Genomic DNA, 14,040 nt, shown 5'->3' with positions numbered 1-14,040 from the left:
ACTCCATCATCCGGTTGCTATCGTCAGAATACAGAAACAAAAAGCGCGCCAAATGGCGCGCTTTTCTATTCAGGCAAGGAGGCGGAATTAACGGCCCAGCTTGGCCTTGAGCAGGGCGACGATGTCTGTGATCGCCACTTCCTGCTTCTCGCCGGAGCGGCGGCACTTGTACTCCACCACACCGTTGTCCAGACCGCGATCGCCGATGACGATGGCGTGCGGGATGCCCAGCAGCTCCATGTCGGCGAACATCACGCCCGGGCGCTCTTTACGGTCATCGAACAGCACATCCACACCGGCGGCTTTCAGCTCGGCGTAGAACTGCTGTGCCTGCTCGGCCACGCGCTCGGATTTGTGCATGTTCATCGGCACTATGGCCACTTCGAACGGGGCGATGGCGTCCGGCCAGATGATGCCGTACTGGTCGTTGTTCTGCTCGATGGCCGCAGCCACCAGACGGGAAACCCCGATACCGTAGCAACCCATCTCCATGGTGACGGACTTGCCGCCTTCGTTCAGCACGCTCGCCTTCATCGCTTCGGAGTACTTGGTACCCAACTGGAAGATGTGGCCCACTTCGATACCGCGCTTGAGCAGCAGCTTGCCCTGGCCGCACGGGCTCGGGTCGCCTTCCACCACGTTGCGCAGGTCGGCAACTTCGTAAGAAGCGATATCGCGATCCCAGTTGGCACCGGTCAGGTGGAAGCCGGTCTCGTTGGCACCGCAAACAAAATCGCTCAGCTGGGCGGCGCTGCGATCGACGATGATGCGACCGGCAAAGCCGACCGGGCCGATGGAGCCTGCATCGCAACCGGCGGCAGCTTTGATCTGCTCGTCGTTGGCGAAGGTCAGCGGGTTGGCAACGCCAGCCAGTTTCTCGGCCTTGATTTCGTTCAGCTCGTGGTCGCCACGCAGTACCAGCGCGATGACGGCCTGTTTGCCGTGATCATCTTCCTCTGCCAGTACCAGCAGGGTCTTGGCGATGACGGTCGGTGCCACGGCCAGGAAGGCGGCCACTTCGTCGATGGTGTGGACGGCCGGGGTGGCAACCTTGGTCAGGGCTGCGGTGGCAGCAGCGCGCTCGCCAGCCGGTGCCAGCGCTTCGGCCATCTCGATGTTGGCGGCATAATCGGAGCTGTCGGAGAAGGCGATCAAGTCTTCACCGCTCTCGGCCAGTACCTGGAATTCGTGGGAACCGGTACCCCCGATGGAGCCGGTATCGGCCTGCACCGGACGGAAGTTCAGACCCATGCGGGTGAACGCCTTGCAGTAGGCGGCGTGCATCTTCTCGTAGGTATCGACCAGAGACTCTTTGTCGATGTGGAAAGAGTAGGCGTCCTTCATCAGGAATTCACGGCCACGCATCACGCCGAAACGGGGGCGTACTTCGTCGCGGAACTTGGTCTGGATCTGGTAGAGGTTGAGCGGCAGCTGCTTGTAGCTGTTCACTTCGTAACGGATCAGCGAGGTGATCACCTCTTCGTGGGTCGGACCCAGCACGAAGGGACGGTTGTTGCGGTCGGTCAGACGGCACAGCTCGGGACCGTAGTCATCCCAGCGGCCGGATTCCTGCCACAGCTCGGCGGGTTGCACCACCGGCATGGAGACTTCGATGGCACCAGCATTGTTCATCTCTTCGCGAACAATGTTCTCGATTTTTTTCAGAACCCGCAGACCGGTTGGCAGCCAGGCGTACATGCCGGAGGCCAGTTTGCGGATCATCCCGGCGCGCAGCATCAGCTGGTGGCTGATGACTTCAGCGTCGGAGGGGGTTTCCTTGAGAGTGGAAAGCAGATATTGGCTGGTACGCATCGCGGTAGACCTTCGCTAGTTCGGGCCCTTGGCCCTGGAAAATTTCAAGTGCGGAATTTTAACAGGCTGAGCCCCGTGGCCCAAGGGCTAAATTCAGCCAGGCGGAGGGAAAGGGGCCGCTTTGGCACGGGCCCTGGAGCCCGGGCAGGGGAGGGCGAGCGGGAGATCGCGGGGCAAGCCCTATGCTGGATACTTATCCAGTTATTCTTTATGCTATGACCCAATTTGCAAGAGTCTGCGTGGCGAGGAAGAGAACATGATCGGTCGCTTGAGAGGCGTCATCATCGAGAAACAACCCCCTGAGGTCCTGATCGAAGTGGGGGGGTTGGGTTATGAGGTGCATATGCCCATGAGCTGCTTCTATGATCTGCCCGAACTCGGGAAGGAAGCAGTCATTCACACCCACTTCGTGGTACGCGAAGATGCTCAACTGCTGTATGGCTTCAACCACAAGCAGGAGCGGGCGCTGTTTCGCGAGCTGATCAAGACCAACGGGGTCGGTCCCAAGCTGGCGCTGGCCATCCTCTCCGGCATGACCGCCACCCAGTTCGTGCTGAGTGTGGAGCGCGAGGAAATAAGCTCTCTGGTCAAGCTGCCCGGGGTGGGCAAGAAGACCGCCGAGCGGCTGGTGGTGGAGATGAAAGACAGGCTCAAAGGCTGGGTCAGCCACGATCTCTTCTCCCCTGCGGAAATCACCCTGCCTGCCCAGGAGAGCCAGCTGCGTGCGCCCGATGCGAGCGAAGAAGCGGCCAGCGCTCTGGTGGCGCTCGGTTACAAACCCCAGCAGGCGAGCCAGATCGTGGCCAAGGTGGCCAGTGAAGGCATGTCGGTCGAAGCCATCATCCGCGAATCCCTGCGCAGCCTGGTGTGAGAATGACAATGAAGCAAGCGGATCATCCTGCATCACTCGACGGTGGCAGTGGGGACACAGAGCGTGAGGTAGCCCATGATTGAAGCGGATCGTCTTATCTCGGCCGGCGCCGCCCGCGAGGACGAAGTCATCGATCGGGCCATCCGGCCCAGGAAGCTGGCGGATTACACCGGCCAGGATCACGTCTGTGACCAGATGGAGATCTTCATCGAGGCCGCCCGCCAGCGCGGGGAGGCCCTCGATCATCTGCTGATCTTCGGCCCGCCCGGGCTTGGCAAGACCACGCTGGCCAACATCGTCGCCAACGAGATGGGGGTCAGCATCAAGACCACCTCGGGGCCCGTGCTGGAAAAGGCGGGGGATCTCGCGGCCCTGCTCACCAACCTCGAACCGAACGATGTGCTCTTCATCGATGAAATTCACCGCCTCAGCCCCGTGGTGGAGGAGGTGCTCTATCCGGCCATGGAGGATTATCAGCTCGACATCATGATAGGGGAAGGGCCTGCCGCCCGCTCCATCAAGCTGGACCTCCCCCCCTTCACCCTGATCGGAGCCACCACCCGGGCCGGCTCCCTGACGAGCCCGTTGCGGGATCGTTTCGGTATCGTCCAGCGGCTGGAGTTCTACAACGTCAAGGATCTCACCGATATCGTCTCCCGCAGCGCCCGCTGTCTCGGGCTCGACATGTCGGGGGATGGTGCGCTGGAGGTCGCTCGCCGTTCCCGTGGAACCCCGCGGATTGCTAATCGTTTGTTAAGACGGGTGCGGGATTTTGCTCAGGTGAAGTCCGATGGGCGTATTGATGGACCCATAGCTGCCCGAGCCATGGACATGCTGGACGTGGACAATGAGGGGTTCGACTTCATGGACCGCAAGCTATTGTTGGCCGTCATCGACAAGTTTATGGGGGGACCCGTGGGCCTCGACAACCTGGCCGCCGCCATCGGTGAGGAGAAGGACACCATAGAGGACGTGCTGGAGCCTTATCTGATCCAGCAAGGCTATCTGCAACGTACACCCAGAGGGCGGATCGCGACACCGAGAGCTTATGTTCACTTTGGCCTGCAACGGCCAGATGAGCAGTAAAAGCAGCCTTTGAACGACAAACCGCCCCAAGGGCGGTTTTTTATTATCCGGGTAAAAAAAAGCCCACGGCGGATGCGGTGGGCAAAGACAATTCAGGATGGATGTTCACAGACAGTGAGTGCGTCTGCAGACCGGTCGGAAAAAAAACAAAGGAGCCGTCGCGAGGCCTCAGAGTCGGTTCATTTGATAGAGTTGAACGAACGAAAGCTTGTAGTAGCGGATGGTCTTGGCAACAAACTTTTTCATCATTAATCCCAACAAACAGGTTCGAAATGTTCATCGAATACGTACCGGGAACCCGGAATGACCGGCCTGTATCCAGAGGTATGCCCTCACTGCGAGGCGCATTGTAGGAGCTCTTGTCGGGTGGAACAAACAAGAAAATCTATGGGCTTTTGATTAGATAAAGTAATGAATTCACGGAAGTGAATTACTCGCATAAAGATGTGTTTTTGTTGGTTTTAAATTGCTTTCTTGATGAGGCAAGCCATTTTTTAAATTATGGAATAATGAGAGCGCTGCTTATGGCGTTCACTATTTCATTAACAGAATTGAAACCATTTGGTTTCTTTTTAAAATTGATTTAAATCAATAATTTATGCGTTTATTCTTTTTGTGATGAGGCTCGCACAATTAATATTTACCGGCTCTTAAGTTGCCTTGAAAAGGCATGTATTGATGATGGTTTTACATTGATTTCAATCAAATAAAGGTGATATAAAACAGCGATCATTATAGGCGAGAATAGAACCACAGTTATTGTTTTAAAGATGTTAAACATTAGCTTTTTTTGTTCTCGTATATTGCCTTGTTGTTAATGTGGTGGCAGTCGAATCCGATCGGTCCGCGAGGCGTGACCGACCGTTCGGGGACTTCCAATGGAAGCTTTGTCCTTAAAACTTAAAATAGCCGTGCCAATAATCGGTGAGGAAACATCATGATTGCTGAGCATGTGGTAGACCTATCGCGGTTCCAATTCGCTGCGACGGCCCTTTATCACTTCCTGTTTGTACCCCTGACGCTGGGAATGGCCTTCATTCTGGCGATCATGGAGTCTGTCTATGTGATGACCAACAACACTGTGTACCGGGACATGACCAAGTTCTGGGGCAAGTTGTTTGGTATCAACTTCGCCCTTGGGGTCACCACCGGGCTCACCATGGAGTTTCAGTTCGGTACCAACTGGGCTTATTACTCCCACTATGTCGGCGACATCTTCGGGGCCCCGCTGGCCATCGAAGGCTTGATGGCCTTCTTCCTGGAGTCCACCTTCGTCGGCATGTTCTTCTTCGGCTGGGATCGCCTCAGCAAGCGCCAGCATCTGGCGGCAACCTGGCTGATGGCACTCGGGACCAACCTCTCCGCCCTCTGGATCCTGGTCGCCAACGGCTGGATGCAGAACCCGGTCGGCGCCGAGTTCAACTTCGAATCCATGCGGATGGAGATGGTGAGCTTCGCGGAGCTGGTGTTCAACCCGGTGGCCCAGGTCAAGTTCGTCCACACGGTGGCGGCGGGCTACACCACGGGCGCCATGTTCGTGCTGGGCATCTCCTCCTACTACCTGCTGAAGAATCGTGATGTGGCCTTCGCCCGTCGCTCCTTCGCCATCGCGGCTGCGTTCGGCATGGCCTCCATCCTCTCCGTGCTGATCCTGGGTGACGAGTCCGGCTACGAGACCGGGGAAGTGCAGAAGGTGAAGCTGGCGGCCATCGAGGCCGAGTGGAACACCGAGCCGGCTCCCGCATCCTTCACCCTGTTCGGCATCCCGAACCAGGAAGAGATGCGCACCGACTACGCCATCAAGATCCCCTACGCCCTCGGCATCATAGCGACCCGTTCCCTGGACGGTCAGGTGACCGGTCTCAAGGATCTGAAGAGCGAGCATGAACTGCGCGTGCGCAGAGGCATGACCGCCTACGATCTGCTGACCAAGCTGCAATCCGGCGACAAGTCAGACGAGACCCGCGCTCGCTTCGACGAGGTGAAGCAGGATCTGGGCTACGGTCTGCTGCTCAAGCGTTACACCGCCAACGTGACCGACGCGACCGACGATCAGATCAAGGCCGCCGTGGATGACTCCATCCCGCAGGTACTGCCGCTGTTCTTCGCCTTCCGCATCATGGTTGCCTGCGGCATGTTGATGCTGGTGCTGATCGGTCTGGCCTTCTATGACAGCACTCGCCACAAGATCGGTGAGCGCAAGTGGTTGCTCAAGGCGCTGCTGTACGGCATCCCGCTGCCCTGGATCGCCATCGAGGCAGGCTGGTTTGTCGCCGAGTACGGTCGCCAACCCTGGACCATCGCCGAGATGCTGCCGACCTCAGTCTCCGCATCCAATATCCCTGCGTCCGAGATCTGGTTCTCCCTGATCGGGATCTGCCTGTTCTACACCGTACTGCTGATCATCGAGATGTACCTGATGTTCAAGTATGCGCGTCTGGGCCCAAGCAGCCTGAAGACGGGCAAGTACCACTTCGAACAGAGCAAGGCATAAGGAGAGTAACCCATGTTTGATTACGAAATGTTGCGTCTGGTCTGGTGGGTGTTGGTCGGCGTGCTGCTGATCGGCTTCGCCATCACCGACGGCTTCGATATGGGGGTCGGTGCCCTGCTCCCCTTCGTCGGCAAGAAGGATGTGGAGCGTCGGGTGATGCTCAACACCATGGGGCCGCACTGGGAAGGCAACCAGGTCTGGCTGGTCACCGCGGGCGGTGCCCTGTTCGCGGCCTGGCCCATGGTCTATGCGGCGGCCTTCTCCGGCTTCTACATCGCCATGATCCTGACCCTGATGGCGCTCTTCTTCCGTCCGGTCGGCTTCAAGTACCGCTCCCTGCAGGAAGGCGCCCAGTGGCGCACCAGCTGGGACTGGGCGCTGTTCGCCGGTAGTGCGATTCCCCCCGTCATCTTCGGGGTGGCCTTCGGCAACCTGCTGCAAGGTGTTCCGTTCAGCTTCAACCAGTTCCTGATGCTGACCTACCACGGCAACTTCTTCGGCCTGCTCAACCCGTTCGGTCTATTGGCCGGTCTGGTGAGCCTGTTCATGATAGTGACCCAGGGCGCTGCCTGGCTGATGATGAAGACCGAAGGTGAAGTGCTGGCCCGCTCCCGCACCGCCGCCATGATCTTCTCCCTGCTGACCCTGGTGCTGTTTGCCCTGGCCGGTGTCTGGGTGAGCGGCATGGATGGCTATGTGATCGTGGGCGCCGTTGCCACCGATGCCGTCACCAACCCGCTTCACAAGGAAGTGGTGGTGCAGGCCGGTGCCTGGATGCAGAACTATAACCTCTATCCCTGGATGATTGCCGCCCCCGTGCTGGGTCTGGTGATGAGCCTGCTGACCGCGCTTGCGGCCAAGCTGGGCAAGGGCTGGATGGCGTTCCTGTTCTCCTCCCTGGCCATTGCCGGCATCATCCTGACCGCGGGCTTCTCCATGTTCCCGTTCGTGATGCCCTCCAGCCTGGAGCCGTCCCAGAGCCTGACCATGTGGGATGCCACCGCCTCCTTCAACACCCTCAAGGTGATGACGGTAGTCGCAGTCGTCTTCGTACCGACAGTGCTGGCTTACACCATCTGGACCTACATCAAGATGTTTGGCCGGGTGAGCAACAAGCACATCGAAGACAACCAACAATCGCTCTACTAAGAAGGTGCCCTGATATGTGGTATTTCACCTGGATCCTGGGGCTGTTGCTGGCCTGTGCGTTTGGGATCATCAATGCGCTCTGGCTGGAGCACACCGAGAACCTGGATCGTCAGATCGATGAAGACAAGTGACAGGCTAGCCCGGCTGGCCGCTCCCCTGGAGCGCCAGCCATGGCAAGGTCTGATGTTGCTGGCGGCTGCCCTGCTGGGCGTCGCCATCTTGCAGGCACCGAATCTGATCGCCGCCAACACCAGTGACCACGGTCTCTGGCTGGCCCCTTGGCTGATGTGGGCGGTCTGCTGTGGCGTCATGCACGGACTGGGGTTCCACCCCCGCAGCCTGGTCGGGCGCGTGCTGTTTTTCCCCTGGCTCGCCTGGCCAAGCCTGTTGTACGGGCTCTGGCTGACCAGCAGTTATTACCTGCCATAAACACCGAGGGAGGCCAGACATTTTCTGCCTCCCTCTGCTTTTGTACCCCGCAGCGTGGCTGTGGTTTTGCCCCCGGCGGATCGGCCGTTATTGCCTGCCATAAAAAACAGGGGGAGATGGGATTTCCCTGTCTCCCCCTGCTTCTTTCCTATTCAGCCCTGCGCTATGATAGCCCCCCATCTGACTGTCGAATGGATCACAGATTTTTATGGGGGAAGTCTCTGAGTTTCCGGTACGTGTCTACTACGAAGACACCGACGCCGGAGGCATCGTCTACAACGCCAATTATCTCAAGTTTATGGAACGGGCTCGCACCGAGTTCCTGCGCGCCGGCGACATCGAGCAAGATGTCCTGTTGCAGGCGGGGATCGCCTTCGTGGTGAGTCGCACCGAGATCGATTTCCGCTCCGCGGCCCGCTTCAATGAACTGCTGACCGTATTGACGCAAGTGACTGAAGTGAAACGTGCCTCCATGCGCTTTTCACAGCAGATCCTGGCGGCTGATGGACGACTGATCACCCAGGCCATGGTACAGATTGCCTGTGTCAGTCATCCGCAAATGAAACCTGTTGCAATACCTGAAAAAATCAAGGGAGTGCTGTTAAGTGCACGCTGAAATTTCGTTTATTGGTCTGTTCTGGCAAGCCAGTCTGCTGGTGAAACTGGTCATGATGACCCTGATGGGCATGTCGGTCGTCTCCTGGGCGCTGATCATCCAGCGTTCCAAGATCATCAAGGCGGCCAATCTCGCCTCGGAGCAGTTTGAAGACAGATTCTGGTCCGGCGTCGACCTCAACCGTCTCTATCAGGAGTCCTCTTCCCGCCGCGATGACATCGAAGGCATGGAAGACATCTTCTATTCCGGCTTCAAGGAGTATGCCCGCCTGCTCAAGGCCGGCGCCCGTGGCCAGGATGCGGTGATGGACGGTACTTACCGCGCCATGCGCGTCTCTCTGTCCCGTGCGGTGGACGAGCTGGAATCCAACCTGCCAGTGCTGGCGACCGTCGGCTCCATCAGCCCCTATATCGGCCTGTTTGGTACCGTATGGGGCATCATGAACGCCTTTATTGCCCTGGGTCAGGTGCAGCAGGCGACGCTGCAGATGGTGGCACCGGGCATCGCGGAGGCGCTGATCGCCACCGCCATGGGTCTGTTCGCGGCCATTCCGGCGGTCATCTTCTACAACCGGTTCACCAACAAGGTGGAGAAGCTGGAGAACGCCTACGCCAACTTCATGGATGAGTTCACCACCATACTGAACCGCCAGATTGCACAGCAGCAGGGTGAGAAGTAAATGCAAACCTATCAGCGGATCCGGCGCAAGAAGGTCGCCGAGATCAACGTGGTGCCCTATATCGACGTCATGCTGGTGCTGCTCATCATCTTCATGGCGGTGACGCCGGTGATCACGCAAGGGGTCAAGGTAGATCTGCCCCAGGCGGAGTCCGAGCAACTGCCCGAGGATGCCAAGCCCCCCTTCATCGTCAGCGTCAACACCGAGGGTGAGTATGTCATCAAGGCCGGTGAGGCGGATGACGAGCCAGTGCCAAGCGGCACGCCCGAGGCGATGCAGCAATACATCACCGAGAAGGCCATGGGCTATCTGGCCATCAACCAGAACGCGCCCGTGGTGGTGGCGGGTGACAAGTCCGTGCGTTACGAAGAGGTGATCCTGCTGATGGTGGCCCTCAAGAAAGCCGGTGTGCCTCAGGTTGGCCTGATGACGGATCCGGTGAACTGACGGAGATGGATGTGAAGCGTGGTATTTCCGGTTATCTCGTCGCGTCGCTGCTGCTGCATCTGATCATCGGCATCATCCTGCTGGTCGGCGTCGACTTCAGCAAGCCCAAGCGCCCCGAGTCCAAGGGACAGATCGTCAACGCAGTGATGCTGGACAGCGAGTTCCTGGAGCAGCAGGCCCAGCAGATCCAGCAGCAAAAAGCCCAGCCCAAGGCTGCCCAGCAGCAGAAAGAGAAGGATAAGGAAGACGCCGATCAGGCCCGGCGCGAACTGGCGAAGGAGCAGGAGCGTCTGCGCATCGCCGAGACCAAGCGCAAGGAGGCCGAAGAGGCCACCCGCAAGGCCGAGACCGAGAAGCAGAAGAAGGTCGCCGAGCAGAAGCAGGCGGAAGAGAAGGCCCAGAAGGCCGAGGAAGCCCGCAAGCTGGAGGCGCAGAAGACCAAGCAGGCTGAAGCCAAGCGTCAGGAAGAAGAACTCGCCAAGGCGCTGGCGCTGAAGAAAAAGAAAGAAGAGCTGGAGAAGAAGCAGGCCGAAGAGAAAGCCAAGGCGAAGGCGGATGCGGCCAAGAAGGTTGAAGCCGACAAGAAGGCCAAGGCCGAGGCTGAGAAGAAAGCCAAGGCGGAAGCCGAGAAAAAGGCCAAGGCTGAGGCAGAGAAAAAGGCTGCAGATGAAGCCGCAAAGAAGGCAAAAGCTGACGCAGAGAAGAAGGCGAAGGCCGAGGCTGACAAGAAGGCCAAAATAGAGGCGGAGCGCAAGCGCAAGGCGGCCGAGGAGGCCAAGCTGCAGAAAGAGATGGAAGCCATGATGCAGCAGCAGCTGGAGGCTGAGGCCAGTTCCCGCAGCCAGGCCGCATCGGCTGCCGCCAAGGGGGAGGTCGACAAGTACGCCGCCCTCATCAAGGCAACGGTGGAGCGCTACATGATTTTGGATCCCACCATGCGGGGCAAAACCTGTACTATCGGTGTCAAATTGGCCAGTACCGGCTTCGTCATCTCGGTGGACAACGGCCAGGGTGACCCGGCGGTCTGCCGCTCCGGCAAGGCGGCGGTCTTGAAGGCGAATCAGTTGCCGGTGCCGAAGGATCCGGCGGCGTTCGAGATGTTGAAGGAGTTTAACCTCAAGTTAGAACCTAGCATCTAGACATGATAAAACGGGGTCATTGACCGTGGTTGGCAGCATCTGCTGATAAAGGAATTTCACCTCTCATTTTTATTGGAACAGAGTATTTAAGCCATGATAAGAAAAGTGTTTTTTGCTTTGGTTGGCTGCCTTCTGCTAGGCCAGAGCGCTCAGGCGGCCTTGGACATCGTCATCACCGGCGGTATTGACAGTGCGCGCCCCATCGCCATCGCTCCTTTCAAGTGGGAGGGCAATGGCCAACTGCCACAGGATATCGCAGAGGTGGTCTCCAACGACCTGATGCGCAGCGGCAAGTTCAAGCCGCTGGCCCGTGGCCAGATGCCGCAGACCCCGAGCACCAGCGGCGAGATCAACTTCGCCCCCTGGGCGTCCCAGGGTGTGGAGGCCGTGGTGGTCGGTTCCATCGCGGCGGTCGGTGATGGCACCTACAAGATCAACTTCGAGCTGGTCGACGTGCTGAAGGGCCAGCTGGCCAAGACCCAGGGCGGCGAAGCGAATGGTTACATCCTCGACAGCCGCATGGCAACCATACCAGGTGCCCAGATGCGCCAGTTCGCCCACCGCATCTCCGACATCGTCTACGAGCGTCTGACCGGTGAGCGTGGCGCCTTCCTGACCCGTCTGGCCTATGTCTCCGTCCAGCAGGGCACCCAGTTCCCGTACCAGCTGCGCATCTCCGATTACGATGGCTACAACGAGAAGACCCTGCTGCGCTCCCGCGAGCCGCTGATGTCGCCGGCCTGGTCGCCGGATGGCAGCAAGCTGGCCTACGTGAGCTTCGAGAATCAGAAGTCCGAGATTTACGTACAGGACATCTATACCCAGCAACGCAGTCTGATCACCAGTTTCCGCGGCATCAACGGTGCCCCCGAGTGGTCACCAGATGGTCGCCGTTTGGCTATCGTTTTGTCCAAAGATGGGCAGCCTGATCTCTATGTTGTTGATGTTGCTAGCAAGCAACTCACTCGAGTCACAAATAACCGTACCATCGACACCGAACCCTCCTGGATGCCGGACGGTCAAACTTTGCTGTTCACCTCTGAACGTGGTGGCAAACCCCAGATTTATAGCGTAAATTTGGCGACTGGCGTCACTCGCCGGATGACCTGGGAAGGGGATTCCAACCAGGGGGCATCCATCACGCCGGACGGCAAGTCCATGGTGGTGGTGACCCGGGTTCAGGGACAATATCGCATCGCTCGCCAGGATATGGAGAACGGAGCCATGTTGGTACTGACTCAGAGTGCTCTGGATGAGTCGCCAAGTGTGGCACCCAATGGCAGCATGATCATTTATGCCACCATCTATCAGGGTCGTAAGAGTCTTGCGTTGGTGTCGACCGATGGTCGCTTCAAGGCAGTGCTTCCGACCAGTAGCGGTGAAATTCGTGCACCAGCTTGGTCGCCCTTCTTGAATTGATAAAAAAATCGATTGTTTTTTGTTTTGTTATAAAGGTTTAAGGAAATAGCATGCAACTCAATAAACTGCTCAAGGGTCTGGCCATCGCACTGCCACTGTTCACCCTGGCTGCCTGTAGTTCTTCTTCCGACTCCGACGCCGCTGGCGCCGAGTCTGGCATGACCGACGGCATGGGCGGTGTACAAACCGGTGGCGCCAACGGCATGTTGTCCCCGGAAGAGCAGATGCGTCAGAAGTTCGAAGCTCTGCAGCGCGATAACGTGATCTACTTCCCGTACGATGGCTACGACATTCAGGGTCAGTACGCCGACCTGCTGGATGCCCACGCCAGCTACCTGCGTGAGCGTCCGAGCGTCAAGGTATTGATCGAAGGCCACGCCGATGAGCGCGGTACTCCGGAATACAACATCGCCCTGGGTGAGCGTCGTGCCAAGGCCGTTGCCAAGTATCTGCAAACCCTGGGTGTGCAGGCTGAGCAGCTCTCCATCGTCAGCTATGGCGAAGAGAAGCCGCTGGATCTGTCCCACACCGAGGATGCCTTTGCCAAAAACCGCCGTGCGGTCCTGGTTTACTAAGGTTTGAACCGAACGAAGTTCGTTTATATGCAAGCGGCCATTTCGATGGCCGTTTTATTTGCACTAAACGTCAAGGTTTGATCCGAATGAAATCTGTATAAGCGAGCGACTATGGCGCTGGCCGTTTTATTTGCACTAAACGCTAAGGTTTGATCCGAATGAAATCTGTGTACAAGCAAGCTGTTGTTGCGCTGGCCGTATTGGTTGCTCTGAATGCGCATGCGGCGGCTCCTGTCAGCGATCTGGGCGGTGACTCGGGTGGTGGGGTTGTCCTTAGCGGCAACAACGGCGCTATCGTGCCTACCGGCAGCCTGGAAGACAGGGTCGCCCTGCTGGAGCGCACCCTGAATGCCCGTCTGCGCCTGCAGGCCGAGCTGCAGCAACAGGTCGACTCTCTGCAAGGGGAAGTCTCCGAACTGCGTGGTCAGCTGGAGCAGCAGACTTACCAGATGGAGCAGTCGCAAGAGCGTCAACGCCAGCTCTATCAGGAGCTCGACAAGGTTGCCAACAGCCAGCCTGCCGCCGCTGCGCCCGCGACCCCGGCAGCCGGCGCCACGACACCTGCCGCCGCTGTCAACTACTCGACCAATCAGGACGAGAACCAGGCCTATGACGCCGCCGTGAACATGGTGCTCAAGGAGAAGAACTACGACAAGGCCATTCCTGCCTTCGAAGGGTTCATCAAGCAGTTCCCAAGCTCCAGCTATGTTCCCAATGCGCACTACTGGCTCGGCCAGCTGATGTTCAACAAGGGTGACAGGGCCGGTGCAGCCAGCCAGTTCTCCACTGTGGCGAACAAGTACAGCAAGTCGCCCAAACGGGCCGATGCCCTGCTGAAACTCGGCATGCTGGCGCAGCTTGATGGCAAGAAAGCAGAAGCCAAGGCCTTCTATGAGCAGGTGATCAAGGGTTACCCCAATACCTCGCCGGCCCAGTTGGCCAAGCAGAGCCTGAGCAAGTTGTAACATTGCTGCATGTCACTGTTTTCGTAACAGTCTTGTAAATATGCCTCTGCTTTGTATGCGCAGTGAACAAACAGATTTAATTTAAGATTTTTCTATTGCGCCAGGATGATAAATCCGTAATATAGGCCGCCGTCAGAGCCGGTGCAGCAGTGCGCTCGGAGCTGGTCGTGGTGAGGGTCGTTAGCTCAGTCGGTAGAGCAGTTGACTTTTAATCAATTGGTCGCTGGTTCGAATCCAGCACGACCCACCATTTCTTCACAATGGGTGAAGACAGAATTCCCAGGTCGTTTAGCTCAGCTGGGAGAGCACCTCCCTTACAAGGAGGGGGTCACTGGTTCGAGCCCAGTAACGACCACCAC

General features: G+C 58.0%; 14 protein-coding genes and 2 tRNA genes. 15 read left to right on the top strand and 1 reads right to left on the bottom strand.

Features of this window, described 5'->3' with window-relative positions:
• Positions 1-87: 87 nt before the first annotated feature.
• Positions 88-1,812 (bottom strand): proline--tRNA ligase, encoded by a 1,725-nt coding sequence (locus PG898_RS15345; RefSeq protein ID WP_270824533.1) that lies wholly within the window; start codon positions 1,810-1,812, stop codon positions 88-90.
• 256 nt (positions 1,813-2,068) lie between these two features.
• Between PG898_RS15345 and ruvA the strand changes: the two genes are divergently transcribed.
• From ruvA to PG898_RS15270, 15 genes are all read left to right on the top strand, one after another.
• Complete coding sequence (gene ruvA, locus PG898_RS15340; protein WP_041206746.1) at positions 2,069-2,683, top strand: Holliday junction branch migration protein RuvA; 615 nt, start codon at positions 2,069-2,071, stop codon at positions 2,681-2,683.
• A 75-nt stretch (positions 2,684-2,758) separates the two neighbouring features.
• Positions 2,759-3,769 carry a Holliday junction branch migration DNA helicase RuvB gene (ruvB, locus tag PG898_RS15335; protein WP_005331532.1) on the top strand — a complete coding sequence of 337 codons (1,011 nt, stop codon included), beginning with the start codon at positions 2,759-2,761 and terminating at the stop codon, positions 3,767-3,769.
• A 937-nt stretch (positions 3,770-4,706) separates the two neighbouring features.
• Positions 4,707-6,263, top strand: coding sequence for a cytochrome ubiquinol oxidase subunit I (cydA, locus tag PG898_RS15330; protein WP_270824532.1), 1,557 nt, complete (start codon positions 4,707-4,709; stop codon positions 6,261-6,263).
• A 12-nt stretch (positions 6,264-6,275) separates the two neighbouring features.
• Entirely contained in the window at positions 6,276-7,412 is a 1,137-nt protein-coding gene (cydB, locus tag PG898_RS15325; protein ID WP_042650005.1) for a cytochrome d ubiquinol oxidase subunit II, read from the top strand.
• A 14-nt stretch (positions 7,413-7,426) separates the two neighbouring features.
• Positions 7,427-7,543, top strand: a complete 117-nt coding sequence (gene cydX, locus PG898_RS15320; protein ID WP_005331536.1) for a cytochrome bd-I oxidase subunit CydX — start codon at positions 7,427-7,429, stop codon at positions 7,541-7,543.
• Entirely contained in the window at positions 7,530-7,841 is a 312-nt protein-coding gene (locus tag PG898_RS15315) for a cyd operon YbgE family protein (RefSeq protein ID WP_041206743.1), read from the top strand. The genes cydX and PG898_RS15315 overlap by 14 nt, the downstream gene beginning before the upstream one ends.
• 208 nt (positions 7,842-8,049) lie before the next feature.
• A complete protein-coding gene (ybgC, locus tag PG898_RS15310) occupies positions 8,050-8,457 on the top strand; it encodes a tol-pal system-associated acyl-CoA thioesterase (protein ID WP_005331541.1) in 408 nt (135 codons plus the stop codon).
• Entirely contained in the window at positions 8,447-9,136 is a 690-nt protein-coding gene (tolQ, locus tag PG898_RS15305; RefSeq protein ID WP_005331543.1) for a protein TolQ, read from the top strand. The genes ybgC and tolQ overlap by 11 nt, the downstream gene beginning before the upstream one ends.
• Complete coding sequence (tolR, locus tag PG898_RS15300; protein WP_005331545.1) at positions 9,137-9,583, top strand: protein TolR; 447 nt, start codon at positions 9,137-9,139, stop codon at positions 9,581-9,583.
• A 5-nt stretch (positions 9,584-9,588) separates the two neighbouring features.
• Positions 9,589-10,722, top strand: coding sequence for a cell envelope integrity protein TolA (tolA, locus tag PG898_RS15295; RefSeq protein ID WP_270824531.1), 1,134 nt, complete (start codon positions 9,589-9,591; stop codon positions 10,720-10,722).
• 93 nt (positions 10,723-10,815) lie between these two features.
• Positions 10,816-12,141, top strand: coding sequence for a Tol-Pal system beta propeller repeat protein TolB (gene tolB, locus PG898_RS15290; protein WP_043128866.1), 1,326 nt, complete (start codon positions 10,816-10,818; stop codon positions 12,139-12,141).
• Between the two features lie 50 nt (positions 12,142-12,191).
• Complete coding sequence (pal, locus tag PG898_RS15285; RefSeq protein WP_005331552.1) at positions 12,192-12,716, top strand: peptidoglycan-associated lipoprotein Pal; 525 nt, start codon at positions 12,192-12,194, stop codon at positions 12,714-12,716.
• Between the two features lie 158 nt (positions 12,717-12,874).
• On the top strand, positions 12,875-13,681 hold the full coding sequence (gene ybgF, locus PG898_RS15280) for a tol-pal system protein YbgF (protein WP_270824530.1): 807 nt from the start codon (positions 12,875-12,877) through the stop codon (positions 13,679-13,681).
• A gap of 174 nt (positions 13,682-13,855) precedes the next feature.
• A tRNA-Lys gene (locus tag PG898_RS15275) sits at positions 13,856-13,931 on the top strand.
• Positions 13,932-13,963: 32 nt separating this feature from the next.
• Positions 13,964-14,039, top strand: a tRNA-Val gene (locus PG898_RS15270).
• Position 14,040: the final 1 nt, after the last annotated feature.

Source organism: Aeromonas sp. QDB31, assembly GCF_027707605.1.
Lineage (GTDB): Bacteria > Pseudomonadota > Gammaproteobacteria > Enterobacterales > Aeromonadaceae > Aeromonas > Aeromonas media.
This window is presented reverse-complemented; position numbering and strand designations above follow the sequence as displayed.